Annotated in this window: 17 protein-coding genes; 7 read left to right on the top strand and 10 right to left on the bottom strand. The window is 64.3% G+C overall.

Annotation, left to right across the window (positions count from 1 at the left end; genetic code table 11):
- Window positions 1-48 precede the first annotated feature (48 nt).
- From rqcH to C477_RS09355, 3 genes are all read left to right on the top strand, one after another.
- On the top strand, window positions 49-2220 hold the full coding sequence (gene rqcH / locus C477_RS09365; RefSeq protein ID WP_008894233.1) for a ribosome rescue protein RqcH: 2172 nt from the start codon (window positions 49-51) through the stop codon (window positions 2218-2220).
- Between the two features lie 139 nt (window positions 2221-2359).
- A complete protein-coding gene (locus C477_RS09360; protein ID WP_008894232.1) occupies window positions 2360-2653 on the top strand; it encodes a hypothetical protein in 294 nt (97 codons plus the stop codon).
- A gap of 132 nt (window positions 2654-2785) precedes the next feature.
- Window positions 2786-3127, top strand: a complete 342-nt coding sequence (locus tag C477_RS09355) for a CBS domain-containing protein (RefSeq protein ID WP_008894231.1) — start codon at window positions 2786-2788, stop codon at window positions 3125-3127.
- A 36-nt stretch (window positions 3128-3163) separates the two neighbouring features.
- Here C477_RS09355 and C477_RS09350 read toward each other — a convergent pair whose 3' ends face one another.
- The 5 genes from C477_RS09350 to C477_RS09330 all read right to left on the bottom strand — a co-directional run bounded on the left by C477_RS09350 (window position 3164) and on the right by C477_RS09330 (window position 7971).
- A complete protein-coding gene (locus C477_RS09350; RefSeq protein WP_008894230.1) occupies window positions 3164-3445 on the bottom strand; it encodes a DUF6360 family protein in 282 nt (93 codons plus the stop codon).
- A gap of 166 nt (window positions 3446-3611) precedes the next feature.
- A complete protein-coding gene (locus tag C477_RS09345) occupies window positions 3612-5432 on the bottom strand; it encodes a nitrite/sulfite reductase (protein WP_008894229.1) in 1821 nt (606 codons plus the stop codon).
- Window positions 5433-5532: 100 nt separating this feature from the next.
- A complete protein-coding gene (locus tag C477_RS09340) occupies window positions 5533-5865 on the bottom strand; it encodes a hypothetical protein (RefSeq protein WP_008894228.1) in 333 nt (110 codons plus the stop codon).
- Between the two features lie 162 nt (window positions 5866-6027).
- Window positions 6028-6561 (bottom strand): hypothetical protein, encoded by a 534-nt coding sequence (locus C477_RS09335; RefSeq protein ID WP_008894227.1) that lies wholly within the window; start codon window positions 6559-6561, stop codon window positions 6028-6030.
- A 108-nt stretch (window positions 6562-6669) separates the two neighbouring features.
- A complete protein-coding gene (locus C477_RS09330; RefSeq protein ID WP_008894226.1) occupies window positions 6670-7971 on the bottom strand; it encodes a DUF418 domain-containing protein in 1302 nt (433 codons plus the stop codon).
- Between the two features lie 184 nt (window positions 7972-8155).
- Here C477_RS09330 and C477_RS09325 point away from each other — a divergent pair, with 184 nt between their 5' ends.
- On the top strand, window positions 8156-9223 hold the full coding sequence (locus C477_RS09325) for an mRNA surveillance protein pelota (protein WP_008894225.1): 1068 nt from the start codon (window positions 8156-8158) through the stop codon (window positions 9221-9223).
- A gap of 26 nt (window positions 9224-9249) precedes the next feature.
- Here C477_RS09325 and C477_RS09320 read toward each other — a convergent pair whose 3' ends face one another.
- The 3 genes from C477_RS09320 to C477_RS09310 form a co-directional block, all read right to left on the bottom strand.
- A complete protein-coding gene (locus tag C477_RS09320; protein WP_008894224.1) occupies window positions 9250-10017 on the bottom strand; it encodes a TrmB family transcriptional regulator in 768 nt (255 codons plus the stop codon).
- Window positions 10014-13031 carry an MMPL family transporter gene (locus C477_RS09315; protein ID WP_008894223.1) on the bottom strand — a complete coding sequence of 1006 codons (3018 nt, stop codon included), beginning with the start codon at window positions 13029-13031 and terminating at the stop codon, window positions 10014-10016. The genes C477_RS09320 and C477_RS09315 overlap by 4 nt, the downstream gene beginning before the upstream one ends.
- 270 nt (window positions 13032-13301) lie before the next feature.
- Window positions 13302-14036 (bottom strand): MBL fold metallo-hydrolase, encoded by a 735-nt coding sequence (locus tag C477_RS09310; RefSeq protein WP_008894222.1) that lies wholly within the window; start codon window positions 14034-14036, stop codon window positions 13302-13304.
- Window positions 14037-14161: 125 nt separating this feature from the next.
- On the opposite strand from C477_RS09310, the gene C477_RS09305 reads away from it, so the two are divergent.
- Complete coding sequence (locus C477_RS09305; RefSeq protein WP_008894221.1) at window positions 14162-15247, top strand: zinc-dependent alcohol dehydrogenase family protein; 1086 nt, start codon at window positions 14162-14164, stop codon at window positions 15245-15247.
- Between the two features lie 48 nt (window positions 15248-15295).
- Here the strand turns inward: C477_RS09305 and C477_RS09300 are convergent, their stop codons facing one another.
- Window positions 15296-16342 carry a polysaccharide deacetylase family protein gene (locus tag C477_RS09300; RefSeq protein WP_152423300.1) on the bottom strand — a complete coding sequence of 349 codons (1047 nt, stop codon included), beginning with the start codon at window positions 16340-16342 and terminating at the stop codon, window positions 15296-15298.
- Between the two features lie 300 nt (window positions 16343-16642).
- On the bottom strand, window positions 16643-17572 hold the full coding sequence (locus C477_RS09295; RefSeq protein ID WP_049914454.1) for a hypothetical protein: 930 nt from the start codon (window positions 17570-17572) through the stop codon (window positions 16643-16645).
- A 525-nt stretch (window positions 17573-18097) separates the two neighbouring features.
- Here C477_RS09295 and C477_RS23490 point away from each other — a divergent pair.
- Window positions 18098-18307: a hypothetical protein gene (locus C477_RS23490; RefSeq protein WP_152423299.1), complete on the top strand. Its 210-nt coding sequence runs from the start codon at window positions 18098-18100 to the stop codon at window positions 18305-18307.
- A 246-nt stretch (window positions 18308-18553) separates the two neighbouring features.
- Window positions 18554-18976 carry a hypothetical protein gene (locus C477_RS23485; RefSeq protein WP_152423298.1) on the top strand — a complete coding sequence of 141 codons (423 nt, stop codon included), beginning with the start codon at window positions 18554-18556 and terminating at the stop codon, window positions 18974-18976.
- Window positions 18977-19577 lie beyond the last annotated feature (601 nt).

The raw sequence follows: 19577 nt of genomic DNA, 5'->3' as shown, positions 1-19577 counted from the left end.
CCGCGCCGGAGCGACACGCCTTTTTGACAGCGCCGGGCAGTTTGGGGTATGGATCCAAAGCGGGAGCTTACCAGCGTCGACCTCGCCGCCCTCGTCGGGGAACTCGGTGCCTACGAGGGAGCGAAGGTCGACAAGGCCTATCTCTACGGCGACGATCTCGTCCGGCTCAAGATGCGGGACTTCGATCGCGGCCGCGTCGAACTCCTCCTCGAGGTCGGCGAGACCAAGCGGGCCCACACGGTCGCCCCCGAGCGGGTGCCCGACGCGCCCGGCCGACCGCCGCAGTTCGCGATGATGCTCCGGAACCGACTCTCCGGGGCCGATTTCGCCGGCGTCGAACAGTACGAGTTCGACCGCATCCTCGAGTTCGTCTTCGAGCGCGAAGACGGCACCACCCGGATCATCGTCGAACTGTTCGGGCAGGGCAACGTCGCCGTCACCGACGGCGAGTACGAAGTGATCGACTGCCTCGAGACCGTCCGCCTCAAGTCCCGAACCGTCGTACCGGGGTCGCGCTACGAGTTCCCCGACAGTCGGACGAATCCCCTGACGGTCTCCCGAGAGGCGTTCGACCGCGAGATGGAAGACTCGGACACGGACGTCGTCCGGACGCTGGCGACCCAGCTCAACTTCGGCGGCCTCTACGCCGAGGAGATCTGCACCCGCGCCGGCGTCGAGAAGGCGATGGACATCGCCGAGGCCGACGAGGACGTCTACGATCGGATCTACGGCGCCATCGAACGGCTCGCGCTCGACCTCCGCAACGGGAACTTCGATCCGCGGCTGTACCTCGCGGACGAAGGCGACGATGACAACGAGAGCGAATCCGACGAGAACGGCGGCGACGGTGACTCGAGTCCCGACCGGGTCGTCGACGCGACGCCGTTCCCGCTCGAGGAGCACGTCGAACTGGCCTCGGAGCCCTACGACTCCTTCCTCGCGGCACTGGACGACTACTTCTACCGACTCGAGCTCGCCGAGGACGAGGAGGAGACCGATCCGACGACCCAGCGGCCCGACTTCGAGGAGGAGATCGCCAAGTACGAGCGGATCATCGAGCAACAGCAGGGCGCGATCGAGGGGTTCGAGCAGGAGGCCGACGCCCTCCGCGAGCAGGCGGAACTGCTGTACGCCGAGTACGGGCTGGTCGACGACATCCTCTCGACGGTCCAGGAGGCCCGCGCCCAGGACCGGCCCTGGGAGGAGATCGAAGAGCGGTTCGCCGAAGGGGCCGACCGCGGCATCGCGGCCGCCGAGGCCGTCGTCGACGTCGACGGCAGCGAAGGGACGGTCACCGTCGAGCTCGACGGCGAGCGCATCGACCTCGTGGCCAAGCAGGGCGTCGAACAGAACGCCGACCGACTCTACACCGAGGCCAAGCGCGTCGAGGAGAAAAAGGAGGGCGCGCTGGCGGCCATCGAGGACACCCGCGAGGACTTAGCGGAAGCAAAGGCTCGCCGGGACCGGTGGGAGGAAGAAGACGCCGCCGCCGAAGGCGACGACGACGAGGACGAGGACGACGACCGCGACTGGCTGTCGGAACCCTCCGTTCCGATCCGCGAGAACGAGCCGTGGTTCGATCGCTTCCGCTGGTTTCACACCAGCGACGGTTACCTCGTGATCGGCGGCCGCAACGCCGACCAGAACGAGGAACTCGTCAAGAAATACTTAGAGCCCGGCGACAAGGTCCTTCACACGCAGGCCCACGGCGGCCCCGTCACCGTGCTCAAGGCGACCGATCCGAGCGAGGCCTCCTCGTCGGACATCGAGTTGCCGGAGTCGAGCATCGAGGAGGCCGCGCAGTTCGCGGTCTCCTACTCGTCGGTCTGGAAGGACGGCCGCTACGCCGGCGACGTCTACGCCGTCGACTCCGATCAGGTCACCAAGACCCCCGAGAGCGGCGAGTACCTGGAGAAAGGCGGGTTCGCGATCCGCGGCGACCGCACCTACTACCGGGACACGCCGGTCGACGTCGCGGTCGGCATCCAGTGTGAGCCCTACACGCGCGTGATCGGCGGTCCGCCGTCGGCCATCGAAGGACAGGCCGAGACGACGATCGAACTCGAGCCCGGTCGGTACGCACAAGCCGACGCGGCAAAGCGGATCTACCGCCGGTTCCGCGAGCGCTTCGAGGACGAGTCGTTCGTCCGGAAGATCGCCAGCCCGGACCGCATCCAGCACTTCATGCCGCCGGGCGGGAGCCGGATCAGCGAGGAGTGAGCGGCCGCGTCGCCGCCGCTCTCGCGAGGAGCAGCGACCGGCGTCGCCGTCGAGTTCTCCCGGTAGCGATCGATCGGCGAGCGCCGCGGCTGCACCTGCCGGGTACAGGCCTACACGGTCGACGGTTGACGCCATGCCCATGGTCGATATCGATACCGACACCGAATCCGACCTCGAGCTGGGAAAGGCGTCGATCGTCTACGAGACCGCGACCGGCGACCTCGAGCGGGCGACCGTCGACAACGATCGCATCGCCTACTTCCAAGATCACTGGCTGTTCGCGTACGGGACCGACGAGGACGGCAACAACGTCGTTCGCCGCGTTCCGAAAGAGCGCGTCCGCTACGTCGAACGCTCCGTCGAAGAGATCGAGGAAACCTTCGAGTCCGGAATCGAGAAGGCGAAGGGAAAAATCGAGGAACTGCGGGACTGACGGCGGTCGGTCGCGGCTCTGACGGCGACACCTCGGCGCCGAGGTCAGTGATAACCGTGCGCAAGAGACATGGTGGATGTGATCGTACGTGGTCACATGACACCTACTAACGGTACCCGTGTCGACGAGGTAATGTCGACGCCGCTCGAGACGGTCTCGAAGAACGCGACGCTCCAGGAGGCCGCGACGACGATGCGCGACGAGGAGATCACCGCGCTCGTCGTGACGACGGATCCCCCGTCGATCGTCACCAGCACCGATCTCGTGAACGCCGCCGCCGAGGGACGAGACCCGACCGAGCTGCGGGTCAGAGACGTGATGACGGAATCCGTCGAGACCGTGCCGCCGGACCTCTACCTCGAGGAGGTCGCCGCGATGATGACCGGTCTCGGCATCGGTCACCTCCCGGTCGTGAAGAAAGACGATTACCTCGGCATGGTTTCGTCGACCGACGTCACCGCGGCGCTTTCCTGATCCCAACTCGACGGCGCGGTCGACTCGTCGCTGCCGTTACTCGTCGGCGTCGTTGATCCGATCGGCGTGCTTCTCGAGGTCAGCCGCGAGCGTCCGCGCCTGGTCGGCCGTCAACTCGAGTTCCTCCATGTGGGCGGGGAGGTGTTCCTCGGTCATGTTGTCGAGTTCGAACTGCAGTCGGACGCAGTCGGGGGTCTCCTTGTCCGAGGTCGCGTTCGCGACGGCGAACGCCTCGGTCTCGAACTCCTGACCCCTCGCGACGGCGTCGACCAGATCGAGCGTCGTGTAGGCGTTAACCTTCATCAGTCGGTCGGTCATGTTGCCGTAGAGCGGGCGAGCACACTTAGGCCACTCGAGAATTGATGACAGAATTGCTTGTAGACCTCACTACGATTGCGATGTCCTTCGGAAACATGGTGTTCCAATCAGAAACGCACCGAGAAACGAGAGCCGCAGATCGAAAGCGCGCAGTGAGTCTTAGCCGTTAGTCGTCCGAGGCGATCGGCGTGCCGTCGGCGCGAGCGGGCGCGGGACTCGAGTCCAGCTCGTCGTCTTCGGCGTAGGGGTACCAGGTGCGCTTCGTGTTGTGCATGTACGGGTCCTCGTAGCTGGTCTCCTCGGGTTCGACCAGTTCGGCGAGTTCCTCGTCGTCGCGCTCGGCGACGAACTCGCGGAAGCTCTGGGACTCGCTCTCGCGGGCGTCGGCGAAGTTCTCGAGCAGGTTCGCGATCGCGCCGGGGACCTCGTCGGCCGGGACGCGCTCGGTGACCCACGAGGCGAACTGGGGCTCCTCGCCGAGACCGCCGCCGAGACCGATGTCGAGCGCCTCGACGGGTTCGCCGTTCTTGCGCGTCTTCATCCCGCGCAGGGAGACGTCGGCGATCTGGGGCTGGGCGCAGGAGGCGGTACAGCCCGAGAGATGGATGTGGAAGTCCTCGACGCCGTCAGGAAGATCGACGTTCGCCTTCAGCCAGCGGGCGAAGCGGACCTGTCGGTTCTTCGTCTCGACGATCGAGAGCGAACAGAACTCGGTACCGGTACAGGCGATCGAGCCGCGCTGGAACGGGTGGGGATCGGGGCTGTACTCCTCGAGGACGGGTTCGGCGCGCAGGTCGTCGAGGTTCTCCTCGGCGACGTCGGTGAAGATGATGTTCTGGCGCTGCGTGAGGCGGACCTCACCGGAGCCGTACTCCTCGGCGGCGTCGGCGAGTTCGTAGGCGTCGTCGATGCCGATACGGCCGACGAGGACGTTCAGACCGACGTAGTAGTTCCCGTCGACCTGCTCGTGGACGCCGACGTGGTCGTGCTTGCCGTCGGCCTCGCCCGCGTTGTACGAATACGACTCGCGGAGGTCCTCGCCCGCGGTCTCGAGTTCGAAATCGACGTACTCCTCCTGGAGCGTCTCGCGGACCTTCTCGGGGCCCCACTCGTCGACGAGGAACTTGATGCGCGCGTTGTAGCGGTCCTCGCGGTCGCCGTGGTCGCGGAACAGTGCCGAGAGCCCGCCGGCGACCTCGACGGCCTGTTCGGGCGTCGCGAAGACGTCGATGTTTCGCGCGAAGCGGGGCTCGTTGCGCGAGAGGCCGCCGCCGACGCGGACGTTGTAGCCCGTGACGGTCTCGCCACCGTCGGACTCGTCCGACGAGCCTCCGGCTTCGCCGGAGACGTCTATCTCCTTCTCGGCGGGCTCGAACGCCAGATCGTTGATGTCGCCCTGGCCGCAGCCCTCGTCGCAGCCGGTCACCGAGACCTTCCACTTGCGCGGGAGGTTCGAGTGGGCCTCGTTCTGCTTGTACGTGTCGTGGAGCTCGTTCGCGAGCGCGCCGGCGTCGACGTGCTCGTGTTTGTCCTTGCCGGCGACGGGACAGCCGACGATGTTCCGCCAGGAGTCGCCGCAGGCCTGGACCGTCGAGAGGCCAGCGTCCTCGAGTCGTTCGTAGATCTCCGGGACGTCCTCGAGGCGGATCCAGTGCAGTTGAATGGCCTGACGCGTCGTCACGTCGATCCAGCCGTTGCCGAACTCGGGGTTTTCGGCCGGGCCGCGCGAGAACTCGTCGGCGATCTCGACGATTCGTCGGAACTGACCCGGCTCGAGAACGCCGCCCGGCGGGCCGATCCGCATCATGAAGTACGATTCCTGTCCGGCCCGCTGGTGGTACAGACCGAACCACTTGAACCGCTCGAACCAGGCGTCTCGCTCGTCCTCGGGGATGGATTCCCATCCCTCCTCGGCGAAGCGTTCGATCTCGTCGCGAATGTCCGTGCCGTAGAGTTCGTCCTTCCACTGCTCGACGTCGCTTGGCATTGATCCCGCTATATGACCTGCACGTATAAGCCCCGCTGTCTGTCGTCAGTACTGCCCGGGTCTCGTCGGTCCCGGTCGTCATTGCCACTATCTACTACCGCTACTCTCGACTCGCCCGCTCGCTTTCGGGCTCGACGCGCCATTGGACGCCCTCCGGATCGTACGGGCGGAACTCCCCGTCGACGACGCGGCCGACGGGGAGCCGGTCGATCGGGTCGCGAGTCCCGCACTCGAGGCACTGTCCGACCGCGTCCGCGAACACGATCGAGCCGTCGACGCTCACGTCCACGAACGCCTCCAGGAGGACGTACGCCGGCTCACAGTCACAGAAAACACCCCGAGAGAGGGTCCAAACGTCGCTGACGCTTACTTGTCGGCTGTCGTTGACGCTGATCCACGCGCCGTCGTCGAGCGTCCGGACTGCGATCGTCATACGTTCGGTTCACAGTCCAGCGGACTCCATCCGTCGTCCGGGGCAAGCCTTACCGGCGCGGCGACGCCGGTTCGAGCGAAAACCGCACGAGGGAGTTGGCGTCCTCTCGAGATTCGAGTACGAGGTAGGGAAAATTATTGCCGGTTGTACCTCGCACCCCGCTCACTCGTCGTCGATATTGCCGCCGTCGGTCTCCGCGTTCCGTTCGATCCGCTCGACGGTCTGCCGTTGACTCTCGTCGTAGGACGCGCCCAGCGCGATCAGGAACCCGATGATCGCGGTCACGACGGCGATGCTGCCGACGGCGACGACCGCGATCCGGAAGACCGCGCCCGGAAGGACCTGCGCCGAGGTCAACAGCGCGACGGCCGTCACGGCCGCGACGAGCGCGAGCAGTCGACCGAACCGGCCCGTATCGAGGCCGTTGACGGCGTCGTCAGTACCGCCGTCGAGCAGTTCGTTGAGGACGCCCTCGTACTCGCCGCCGGCGGCCTCGTGCCCGAGCGAGTGAATCGAGTGGGCAACCCACAGTCCGGCCGTGAGGTTGAGCAGCGCGACGAACGAGACGAGGCCGACCTGTCCGGTGAGGAACAGCCCCGCGAGCACCGCGTTGGCGAACGCGAGTACCATGAGCGCGTGGACTGCAACCGATCGAGTGCCGAAGTCTTCGAGGAGCGAAACGTGTGCGAGCTTCATGGTATCAATTGGCACCCTAAGGAGATACCACTGCGCCCTAACAGTGAAATCCCGATCGCGCCGGTAGACGGACTACTGTCGTCGTCGTTCTCGCGTCCTATGCGGTTTTCAATCGTCAGTGCTCGATCGCCCGTCGGCTCTCGAGTCGCGTCGATCGTTCAAAAGCGGCTGGCGTTCCCCGTAGGTGAGCACGCGCCAGAGCCACTCGAGCGGCCCGAACCGGAAGTACCGCAGCCAGAGGACCGACAGCGGAATCTGGACCGACCAGATAGCCAGGACGACGCCGAGGGCCTCGACTCGCGTCAGCCGGCCGAACAGTCCGAGGCCGTGGCCGTAGAAGATCGACGTGGCGAGGACGGTCTGCAGGATGTAGTTGCTGAAGGCGGTCCGGCCGACGGCGGCCAGCGCTCGGGTCGCGAGCCCGGTTGGACGCCACCGGCAGAACAGCATCACGATCCCGATGTACGCGCCGGCGAGGGGGACGCTCCCCCAGTAGTTGAACTGCCGCCAGAACAGGGCCGCGCCGGCCGACCAGTCGTTGGCCTCGATGTACCAGACGCCGGCGAGAATCGCGGTGAGCCCGCTGGCGGCCCCGACGAGGATTAATCGGCGGTAGAACCGCGACGAGCGGTCGTTCGTCAGGACGCCCCACTCGAACAGCGCCATTCCGAGCAGCATGGAGCCGGCGACGCGCCAGGCGCTGTAGCCGAAAAAGCCCGACGTCTGGCGCTGGAACGCGGTCGGGACCCGGTGGTCGAGCTGTGCGATCCAGCCGCCGCGGTAGGCCTCGATCTCGGACCGGAGCACCGATTCAGCGGGTCGCCACGAGTCCGCGATCGCGGCCGGATCCATGGTGAGCGCCGAGGCCACTTCGATGAACGACGGGATCGCCAGCAGGACGACGCCGAAGGTCGCCAGGTCCCACGGCTCGTGGTCCCGGAAGATGACGAGGACGATCGCGCAGAGCCCGTAGGCGACGAGGATGTCGCCGTACCACAGGAGGTAGGCGTGTGCGAGGCCGGCAGCGACGAGCAACGCGGAGCGGCGGACGTGCAAGCCGACCGCGGATCGCCCGCGCCGCTCGGCGCTGCGAGTGAACAACACGACGCCGCCGCCGAACAGGAGCGTGAAGATCGTGAGGAACTTCTGCCTGTCTCTTATACACATCTCTGAGCGGGCTGGNGTGAAGATCGTGAGGAACTTCTGCTGGGCGAAGACGTGGCCGGCGAACCAGACCCAGTAGTTGGCCCCGGTCAGGTCGCCGTACGTCGTCGGATTCGTCAGCACCACCGACGGCATCGAGAACACCCGAACGTTGACCAGCAAAATCCCGAGGAGCGCGACTCCCCGCAGGACGTCGAGGCCGACGATACGTTCCGACGGCGGCGTCGGCCCGGTCTCGGAGGTCATCGCTTATTCGTTCCGAGGCGCGGCGAATACAAAAGAGGTGGTACAGCGGGCCGAGACGACGAGCCGCGACACGGTCCCGTCGAGGGTCGCGCGGACTCGAGCGCCCGTTCGACGGAGCGACCCGGTCGGAGACGGCGTTTCGAGGATCGCAGCCCACTTACCCACACCCCGCGAAGCCACGCCCATGCAGATCAAAGACCGGGAGCACGTCGAGGGCGGGCGCGAACGGGTGACGGTCGTCCCCGAGAGCGTCGACGACCTCTGGCACTTGCAGTACGTCCTCGAGCCCGGCGACCGCGTCGCGGGCGATACGACCCGACGGATCCAGCGCAACGACGACCAGATGCGCGATACCGGCGGCGAGCGCGAGCCCATGTGGGTCGCCATCGCCGTCGAGGACGTCGAGTTCCACAAGTTCGCCAACCGGCTGCGGGTCGGCGGCGAGATCGTCGCCTGCTCGCGGGAGGACCAGCTGGGCTTTCACCACACGCTGAACGTCGAGGAGCGCGACGAGCTCTCGATCGAGAAGCGGTTCAAACCGGATCAGGAGGCGCGCCTCGAGGAGGCCGAGGAGGCCACCGAGAATCCGGATGTCGCCATCGCGACCGTCGAGGAAGGGCAGGCCCACGTCCACACGGTCGCCCAGTACGGCACCGAAGAGCGGGCGACGATCACGGGCACGACGGGGAAAGGCGAGTACGCCCGCGGGCGCTCGGAGCTGTTCGAGGAACTCGCGACGGTCCTGAAACGCCAGGACGCGGACGCGATCATCCTCGCCGGACCCGGCTTTACGAAACAGGACGCCTACAAGCACATCGAGCAGAACGAATCGGAGCTCGCCGAGCAGATCACGATGGTCGACACGGCCAGCGTCGGGGACCGTGGCGTCCACGAGGTGCTCAAGCGCGGCGCCGTCGCCGACGTCCAGCAGGAGACCCGCATCGAGAGCGAGGCCGAGTACATCGACGAGCTCACCCGTCGCATGGCCGAGGGCGCCAAGGCCGCCTACGGGCCGGAACAGGTGAAAAAGGCCGCCGAGTTCGGCGCGATCGAGCGCCTGCTCGTCCTCGACGACCGATTGCAGAAGGAGCGCGGTCCCGACGGCGAATGGGCGATCAGCGTCGACGAGATCGTCCGCACGACCGAGCAGAAAGGCGGCGATGTGACCGTCTTCTCGAGCGAGTTCCCACCCGGTCAACAGCTGTCGAATCTCGGCGGGATCGCGGCGTTGTTACGGTACCGACTCGAGTGACGGCGCGGCGGTCAGCCGCGACCGACTCACCGCAGCTCCGAGCCGGGTCGCAGTTCGTCGCTGGCCTCGATCAGCTGGATCAGCACGGAGGCGAACAACGAACCCGAACTCCAGATCGCCGTCTCGCTGCCGTCGTCGTCGATAACGCTCAACAGGATACCGTCGTCGTCGACGATGACGATCCGTCCCGATCGCTGGTCTCCCTCGCGATAGGCGGGCGGCGTCTCGATATCGACGCCGTCGATGGCGTCGAGTCGCTCCCATATTTCGTCGTTCCGACTGATCGCGAGCACGGAGACGCCGGCCGCGGCCCGTTCCTCGAGCGTCCGTTCGATCGACTCCGTGAACAGTTCCGGGAGCCGCGTCCCGATGACGATCTTGTCCGTCGCCTGCGAGAGGAGGTCGACGACGCGATCGTCGACGCGCTCGCGGCTCCGGACGGTCCAGATGTCCTCCTGGGTCTCCTCGGTCGTCGCCTCCTTTCTGACCGAGTCCACGTAGTCGAACGCCCGCTCCCGTTCGCGGTCGAACCGCTCCTCGAGGGTCTGCTGGGCCTCCTCGAGACTGACCGGTCGGTAGCGGATCGGACTCGCCTGCTGGACCTCGATCAGCCCGCGGTCTTCCAAACTCTCCGCGACGCTGTAGACCTGCGAGCGCGGGACGTCGGTGACGCTGGCGACGTCTCGCGCCGTGCCGGACCCCAGCCGGTGGAGGGCGATGAAGACCTTGGCCTCGTAGCTGGTGAGCCCGAGACGTTCGAAGGCGTCGACGGCCTCGTTCTCGTCGTTCGTCACTCGTCGGACCCTCCGTTGGTATCCGAGGCGTCCGTTTCGGCGGGCGTGCCGCCGTCGCTGGCCGCCGCGGGACTGGCCGCACCCGGCCCGTCGAAGGAGACGTCGGGGCCGAGATAGCGCGTCCACAGCACCAGCAGCGACGGGAGGACGATCACGCTCGCGAGGAACGCGTACGTGATCGTCAGCCCGGTGATGATCCCGAACTGGCGCAACGCGGGCAGGATCGCGAAGGCGAGCGTCCCGAAGCCGCCGACGGTCGTCGCCGCGCTGCCCAGCAGCGCGCCGCCGGTGCCAGTGACGGTCGTCCGCAGTGCCGACCAGACGTTGCCCTGGCGCTCGAGCTCGAGCGTGTACCGGTCGCTGACGTGAATACTGTAGGCGACGCCGAGCCCGATCGTGAGGCTCGTGATCATCCCCGTGAGCACGTTGAAGGGCATGCCGATGAGGTACATCGTCCCCAGGATCCAGCTGACGGTGAAGGCGACCGGCAGCAGGGTCACGGCGCCAAGCGCCGCGCTGTCGCCGGTCGCCCAGTAGGCGACCGACAGAAAGACGAACACAGCCACGAGCGTGATCATGAGGCTCTCGAGGACGGTGTCGAGCAGATCCTGTTCGACGATGTGGCTGACGACCGGGTCGCCGGTGGCGATCGCGCTCCAGCGGCCGTCGCTGCCGTCTTCGACGTCGTCAGCGAATGTTCGCATCTCGCTGGTCGTATCGGCGGCGCTGGCACCGCCGTCGATACCGACGATCATGCGGGTTGCGTCGTACTCGCCGTCGTCGGTCCGGTGAAGGACCTGACTCGCGGCTTCCTCGTCCACCTCCAACAGCTGGTCGTATAGCGCCGAGACGTTCTCGTCGGGGACGCCGTCGCCATCGGTGTCGGCCGCCCGGAACGACTCGTTGAACGACTCGTTCTGCGCGGCGACCGATTCCATCGTCGAGAGCGGACCCTGAACGTCGGCCTCGCCGTTCGCCATCGTGTAGACGACGTCGCTCGCCGCGGCCTCGTCGCGCGTCCGGTTCATCTGCTCGAGCAGTTCGGGATCGTCGACGCCGCCGCCGTCCGATTCGACGAGGATCTGCGCCTGGCTGTCCTCGCGCTGGAAGTGCTGATTGACGAAGTCCAGATCGTCCTTGGCCTGGTACTCGCCGGGGCTCATTCCGCCCGGCAAGTTGTCGGTCCACGCCGGCGGGCTCTCCGCGAGGAAGTCCTCTTCCTGGAAGCTGGTGTCGACCTGGGTCGCGCCGTAGGCTCCGCCGATCGAGAGCAGGAGCACGAGGGCGAGGACGACCAGCGGCGCCTTCCGAGCGGCCGTCGATCCGACCGTCAGCACCTCGCTGAAGCGGCCGCCGCCGGTCCCGAACGCCCGCTTACGGCGGTCGTAGCCGCGGGACTCGAGGAACTCGTCGAGTTCGACCTTCATCGCGGGGATCAGGGCGCCGAAGATGATCAGCGCGGCGACGATCCCGACGGAGCTGACGATCCCGAACTCCCGAATGGGGCCGATCGGACTGACGAGGTTCGAGAGGAAGCCGATGACCGTCGTCGCCGTCACCCAGATGAGCGCGGCGCCGACGCCGGCCAGCGCGACCTTCATCGAGCCGCGGACGGAACCGGCCTGTCCGTCCTCCTCGCGTTGCTCGCGGTGGCGCATGAAGACGTGGATCGCGTAGTCGATCGAGAGCCCGATCAACAGGACCGGCACCGCGACGAACATCTGGTTGAACGCGATATCGGCCCAGCCCATGAAGCCGAACGTCCAGACGAGCACCGCGACGATTCCGACGACGCCCAGGACGATGTCTATCAGGTCCCGGTAGGCGATCAGCAGGGCGACGACGACGAACAGCAGGGCGAACGGACCGACGATGGCGAGACTGTCGCCCATCGACCGGTCAATCTCGTCGGTAATGATTCCGCCGCCGAAGACGATGTAGTCCTCGTCTTGGGCGTTCGCGAGGTCGCGGATATCGAGTTGGCTCTCGACGATCCGATCGCTGACAGCACCGCCGCCCATTCCGCCGCCGGCCGCGTCGCTTTGGGTCGATTGCGTGACCGACGTCATCCGCGTCTCGGCCTCGGTGCTGCCCGGTTCGTAGGACGAGGGCATCAGCGCGAGCGCGACGTTCTCCTGTCCGTCGCCGTCGGAGAGCGTCTGCTGGACGACCCGCTCGTACTCCTCGTCGTCGAGGCTCTCGAGGGCCTCGAGCTGGTCCTCAAGCGGTACCGTCCCCTCCTGAAGCTGAGTGTACTCGGCTTCGAAGATCCCGGTCGTCGCGCCGAGGCGAAGCTGTTCGAGGGTCGCGGTCAGGTTCCGGTACTCCTCGCTCGCCTCGTAGTTATCGGTCTCCTGTTCGATCTCCCAGCGGCCGGATTCGACCTCTCGAGCCTGTTGGACCAGCTCTTCGTACTCGGCGGCTCGTTCGTCGCCGAGCGCCGCCGACTCGGCCGTTTGCTCGATCGTCGCGTTGATTTCGGCTTCGGTCTCGGCCGCGGCCTGCTCGTCGCCGGCGGCGGTCTGGTTCAGGTACTCGCGTTGCAGTTCCAGCGTGTCGTTGAGTCCGGTCTCGAGTACTGCCTCGCGTTCGGCGAGATTGCCGCTGATCGCGGTGAACGCGACGAGGTTTTCGACGCCGGTGATCGACCGATTCTCCGCCAGCGTCGAATTGATTGACTCGTCGTTTCGAAGCTCCTGTTGGAACTCGAGCGAGGAGACCAGCGACTCCCGCGCAAGGACGTTGTCGCCGTCGCCGCGAACGATCACCTGGACGCTGGTGGTATTTTCCTCACCCTCTGTCGCGAAATAGGGGTCGGTCCCGTCGTCGGAGTTGCCCTGAATCCGCTCGAGGGCCTGCGCCTCCTGGGACTCGCTTTCGAACTGATCGAGCGACGAGGATTGGTCGACCATCGGCATCCCGACGCCGACGGCCGCCGTCAGCAACAGGAGGACGACGATGACGATCCGGGAATGATTCGTTACTGCGTCCGCGATACGATCCGGCGCGTTCATCCGTTCTCCCCCCCAATATCGTCCGACAATCGTCTGGAAACCATTCTGTTGTTATGATCCTACAAACTCGGGGTATAAACGTATTCGGATGCGAACACCTGCGTGTTGACAACACGCAAACGGGAACGCATACAAACGGGTAGCGAGAGGGAGGAGGCAGTCCCAACTCCCACGTTTTGGAGGTGTGAGAGAACATTCGTCCAGCCCAGATCGTAGAGATCCGGCTGCTCGTTGACCGGCACCTGTCGAAAACAGACACCGACCGATCGGCTACTCGATACTGATCGTCTTCAGGTCCTCGGCGAACCGGACGTCCCCGTCGTAGCGGGCGCCGATCGACTCGAGCATCTCGTCGTGGCGACCCTCCGTGTGCGGGTAGAGGTGGGTCAGGTAGACGCGGCCGATCTCGTTACCGGCTAGCGCCTGACCGAGCGTCTCCGGGGTGGGGTGGTTCGAGACGTCGACGCCGTCGGGGAACGAGCAGTCGTGGGCCAGGATGGCCGACCCGTCGGCGAAGTTTGCCAGCCCCGCGAAGGCCTCGCTGTCGCCGCTGAAGGTAAACAGATCGCCGAACCGGTAGGCGAGACAAGGCAACGAGTGACGGGTCTCGTAGGCCGAAACGTCGAACCCCGCGACCGAGAACTCGCCGGCGACGACCTCGCGGACCTGCAGGTCGAGTTTCCCCTGCATGTACTCGTGGACGTCGAGCAGGTCGTCGACCAGCGACTTCGTCCCCTGCGGCCCGACAATCTCGAGGTGGTCCTCGCCGGCGAGCCAGCGGGCCTTCATGAGCGGGAGCAGGTCGGCGACGTGGTCGAGGTGGTGGTGCGTGAGGAGGACCGTCGAGACGTTCTCGTAGCCGACGCCGGACTGCTGGAGGCGGTGGAGGACACCCGATCCGCAGTCGACCAGCAGCGTTCGGCCCTCATCCTGGACCAGAATACCGGTCTGGAACCGCTCGCCGGTCGGCATCGCGCTGCCGCTTCCGAGAAAGGTGACGCGCATACGATCCTCTCGCACGGCCTGTCCGATAAGCGTAGTCCTCTGGGCGGCCCACTCGAGCGCCGCGACAGGGGATCCGACTCGCCGCTGTCGGAGCCATTACCACCCCCGCACTCGTTGGCGGCGGTATGCGCGCTGCTGTACTCGAGGCTTACGGCGAACCGCTGTCGATCGAGTCGGTCGAGCCGCCCGAACTCGCGCCCCACGGCGTCGTCGTCGACGTCGAGGCCTGTGGCATCTGTCGAAGCGACTGGCACGCCTGGCAGGGACACGGCGAGTGGGCCGACGATCAGGTGCCGCTCGGACAGATCCTCGGCCACGAGCCCGCGGGTCGGGTCGCGCGGGTCGGCGACGACGTCGACGCGCTCGCGGTCGGCGACCGTGTCGCCGTCCCGTTCAACCTCGGCGAGGGGTCGTGCTACCAGTGTCGAAACGGCCACGGCAACGTCTGCGAGGACGGGTACGCGCTCGGGTTCGAGTCGAGCGTTCCGGGCGCGTTCGCCGAACAGGTCCACGTGCCCCACGCCGAGTTCAACGTTACGACGCTGCCCGACGGCGTCTCCCCGGAAGCGGTCGCCGCGCTCGGCTGTCGGTACGTCACGGCGTTCCACGCGCTCGCACACCGGGCCGCCATCGACGCGGGCGACTGGGTCGCCGTCCACGGCTGCGGCGGCCTCGGGCTCGCGGCGGTCCAGATCGCGACCGCGCTGGGCGGCCGGGCGATCGCCGTCGACGTCCGCGAGGAGCCCCTCGAGATGGCCGCCGATCTGGGCGCCGAGGAGACGATCGACGCCTCGGCGCTCGAGGGCGGCGAGGACGTTCCGGACGCTATCGACGCGATCACCGACGGCGGTGCCCACGTCTCCGTCGACGCCCTCGGGCGCGCCGAAACCTGCCGCAACAGCGTCGACTGCCTCCGCATCCGCGGCACGCACGTCCAGATCGGGCTGACGACCAGCGCCGAGAAGGGGGAGGTCGCCCTGCCCGTCGACGAGATGACCCGCTGGGACGTCACCGTCGTCGGCTCCCGCGGGATGCCGCCCTCCCGGTACGACGAACTGCTCAGGATGATCGAGGGCGGCCGGCTCGAGCCGCAGAAACTGGTCACGCGGCGCGTCGAACTCGAGGACGTTTCGGATCGGCTCGCAGCGATGAGCGATTACGAGACACAGGGTTTCGAAGTCGTCACGGCGTTTTCGTCCGCGAGCGAGTGATCGAGCGGCGTCAGCGTTCGGTTCGCGGATCGACGGGTCGGCCGGCGGTCAGTCGAGATAGCCGAGTTCGGTCAGCGCATCCTGCAGTGTGACGATTCGAAGGTCGTGATCGAGGGCGGTCTCGATGGTAAATTCGATCCGCTCGGCGGGAAGCGTATCGTACTCGCTGTGACCGCCGACCATTCCGAGGACGTCCTCGGACGCGACGGTCGCCATGAACTTCTCGATCTCATCGGGCGTCGATCGATCCGTTTCGATGTACCGACGGTGCAATTGCGTCGGCTCGAGGTCGTCGATAGGATTGATCCCACCGACACCGGTCCGGTAGTTCGGGACGGCGTCGTAGTACTCCGGGACGAGGGATTCGGCGAGTCCGTCGGTGCGCCCGTACGGATAGACGAACCCGGTCACGTCGATGCCCCAGTCTTCGATTCGGCGCTTCGAATCGGAGAGGATCGTCCGCAGGAACGATTCGGTGTAGCGGACGTACGCGGGGTTGGTCGCATCGAGCGGTTGATCGATCGGCTCCTCGAGGCGGATGTACTGGCCTTTGTCGTCGGAGCCCTTCCCGGCGACCGTCGCCTCGACCGTACGTTCGCCGTCGAACAGTACGAGCGGATCGCCCACGTGATCGCCGTGGCGATTCGCCTGGACGTAGATCCGGTCGTGGCCGACCTCCGCGTCGGACTCGAGGAGAATCCGTCCGACTGATCGATGTCGATTCGTGTGCGACATCACTTCCCACCCGGCGTCGTGCAGTTCTCCGACGTGGTTCGGATCCAAAAAATCGTCTGACAACTGCACGAGATCGGGACAGACGCCGATACACGCGGGGACGTCGTATCGCTCGTGAACGGGGTACGTCATCGTGTAGTCTTCGATCGCCCCATCGTCGTAGGTGAAGACGACCATCCCCGAATCGCCGGTCCGTTCAGGAGCGTTTCGTTCGTCTCTCGGTTCCCGTTCAGGGCCGTCATCGTCTCTCGGTTCCCGTTCAGGGCCGTCATCATCGTTGCTGGACCCTGACGGACGGAAGCATCCCCCTATTCCCAGTATCGCCGCCGTTCCCGCGGCGAGAGCGCTTCGTCGATTCACAGAGCGGATGTCAGACCCGTATCATATAAATGATTGCTTTCTCACAATTAGAATGCGGAATACCTTCCCCATACGTGCATAATTGATAATGTTTGTTAGACGTGCAACTACTCTAATCGAGGTACTAAATCGGGCGCTCGAGGTCCCGTGAGCTCGAAACGAGAGACGCGGGCTGGTAACGTAACTCACGAAACGTCGTCTCTCCGATCGACCCGCGGCGATGAGCAACTACGAGACTCGCGGCGTGGACGCCGTGACGGAGCTGTAAGCGACGGCGCCCCGAACGCGATCCGATCGGTGCTAGCGACTCCGTTCTGATCTGTCCGCTCTGGCCTGCTCGTTCGTAACGCGGTCCTCGCGAGTGAACAGGAACCGATCGAACGTCTCCGCGTACGAACCGAGCACCGGCTCGCCGGCGGCCGTGTCGATCCCGACGGTCCGCGACGTCGCGGCCGTCGCGTACTCGTCCGCGGCGATGTTCGGATCGTAGGCGGCGAACGTCACGTCGGTATCGCCCTCGTCGTACTCGTAGAGGAGCACGTAGTGACCCTCGACGACGTTTGCACCGGTGATGGTCACCCCCGCTGATCCGTACTTGTTGATCGCGGCGCGGAGCTCGCGCGCCTGCGACCGGTAGTCGATCCGTTCCGGACGGAGGAGCGGCAATCGCTGTACCCACGAGTCGACGTCGGTGAACTGGCTTCGGTGAAACCGTTCGATATCGTCCCGCACGGGCGTCGCGGATCGGTCGACCGGCACGTCGATCTGAGTGATCTCGCTGGTCGAGTCCCGGTCGACGGGAACGGCGGTCGGTACTTCGGCGTACCACTGCGCGACCGCGGCCATGCCGTAGCAGTACCCCTTCGTCCCGAACAACCAGTCGGCGTTCGAGAGGAACCGATCGACGATCGCGCCGATCCCCGACCGCAGCGCTCCGTCCGGTGATCGCCCGACCAAGTCGAAAAACGGCGGGCTCACGACCGACGTCAGGCGATCTCGGAGGTCGCTCCGGGAGATAAACTCGCTCGGCGACGGCGACTCGGGGGGCGTCGCGTAGTTATCGAATCCGAACCCGTCGACGGCCGGATCGAACGCGACCGCGTCGGCGTCCGAATCGGGCTCGGAATCCGACGCGAACGGACCGTACTCTCGCGCTGCGATCGACAGCGCGCCCGCGCCGGTCGAAAGCGAGAGCGCACCGAGCAGTCGACGTCGAGTCAATCGTGGCATGGATATGGGTTGAGTACTGGCTGTCCGAAGTGGCGACCCTACGGCTCGAGCGGCGGGATACGGCGGCTAATCGACTCGCCCAACTCCGCAGTGACGTGGGGACGGCCGCAGTTCCTCTGATTCGGTCTGTCGCCGATCGACAACGTATACGCGAGGCTTGCAACTTCCACGCCGCCGGCTTCGCCCCGTTCGAACGCGTTCACTTTCACCCCGCTGTCCAAACCCTCTTACATACCGGCCCCGGAGACGACGGTAATGAGCCGGACCGACGGCCTCGAGTTGCCGGTCCCCGACGCCCTCCTCTTCGATCGATTTCCCTGCCGTCAGTGCTCGTGAGGTGATTGAAATCCTCCAAAGTGCATGTGATCCGTCTCGAAAGATAGCGACCGAGGTCGTTGGCGGCGTTCGTCAATCCCCTCAAGGAGGCCCCACAAATCATCAAGAGTATTGGAGTATTATTAGCCTCTCTGAAGCCAGACTCTCGTTACCGAACGTTTAATTGCCGAGCTTGTATACATTCCATCTATGGAGTCAGATAAGGCTAAAGGTCGACGAAAAATTCATCTTATTACTAGTGCTCTTCTTTTCGTATCTGCTAGCTATATGCTAGTAGTTGGATTCCGTGGAGACTTTTCCCCCATATTTGGTCTTGAGGCAGGATTTGTAATCATCGCTTCATTGTTGATCGTTGCAGGTATTTCCTTTCTCATCAAGACATTTTATACAGACATATAATTTAATGAATAGTATCCATTTAAAATTTTATTCAGGGAACTACCTTTGAAGGATAACTGACTGAAATTGTGCTATAGCTGTCTGACTAGCTGTAGATGGTACAGTACATCACAATCCTGCTATTATCACAACTTGCAGTGATACAGCTAACCGTGTTATTAACAGTGCGGGTAATTAATAACTTCGAATCCAGAAAATTAGAAAAATATATTAGTAGATATATTATTTTATCGTGTAGGGGATAAAATGAATCGGCGCAAATTCGTTGTCTCAAGCATCACAGGTTGTGTTGGAGCGTCTGTGCTATCATCAACAGCTAGTGCAGATCATGGTAAAAACAAAATGAGCATTCGACTGCTGAAGGTTCCACCGGAGTATATCATCTACATGGATCATGATGGTGTACAAGAAGCCGTTGATGCAGGCGCCATAACGACAGGACTCCTAGCTTCCTATGGGATCAAAACCGGTAACGTCCCCGCTGGCGTTCTGGGTGCAATAACTGGAACATCTACTACGATACTCGCTAATAATGATGAGGGTCATGGCATCAAAATGGTTCTATCGCCCACACAAAATTTAATTAAAAACTATAACAGGGCGATTGAACCACAATATGATGACGAGGAGAATGACGACGATGGCGGGGGGTTGATTCCTTGGTTCTGAGTTAAATAGGATAGAATTGACTATTTATTGACGGTTATTTGAGTAGTGATACACAAGCGATAGTTCGTCGAAGTCTACATAGAAGGGTGAACCGGTCGAGTCGTCGAGATTCTCGAGTGGGCCTCGTCGAACTCTGTGACACTCGACTCGACTTCGTGCTGCTCGAGATTGGTCCGCTTTATGGTGTCGTCCCCGACGTAGATATCCGTCCTGAGCGGGTCTGCGTCGGGAAAGATGCCCGCCGATTGACTTCCGTACCATCCAAGGACCCAGCGTCATCGGTATTGGAAGTCATTGGTTCGGTCCCGTACTCACGGAACTCCGTACTGTTCCTTTGTCCGTCATTGTCTGTATTAGTCGCGTGCGGAACGGTCTCGTGTTTACCCACTTCATCGCCGTCCGCGAGGCCGTCACCGTCTTGGCATCGAAGACGGCGGTCCCGTCGTAGATTTCTGTTACTGGCAGGACTCCGTTGGAGTCGGGATCGGCGATCGTCATCCCCCGACGAACCCGACTATTACGAGTCAATGACAGGAGCAAGAGACGTGAGGGACCGCAACGGTATATCCTCTGAATATCAGGAATAAGGAACGGTCTGTAT

The sequence above is a fragment of the Haloterrigena salina JCM 13891 genome, from assembly GCF_000337495.1.
Classification (GTDB): Archaea; Halobacteriota; Halobacteria; order Halobacteriales; family Natrialbaceae; genus Haloterrigena; species Haloterrigena salina.
Note: the sequence above shows the minus strand (reverse complement) of the source record. Positions and strands in the feature narration are given on the sequence as shown.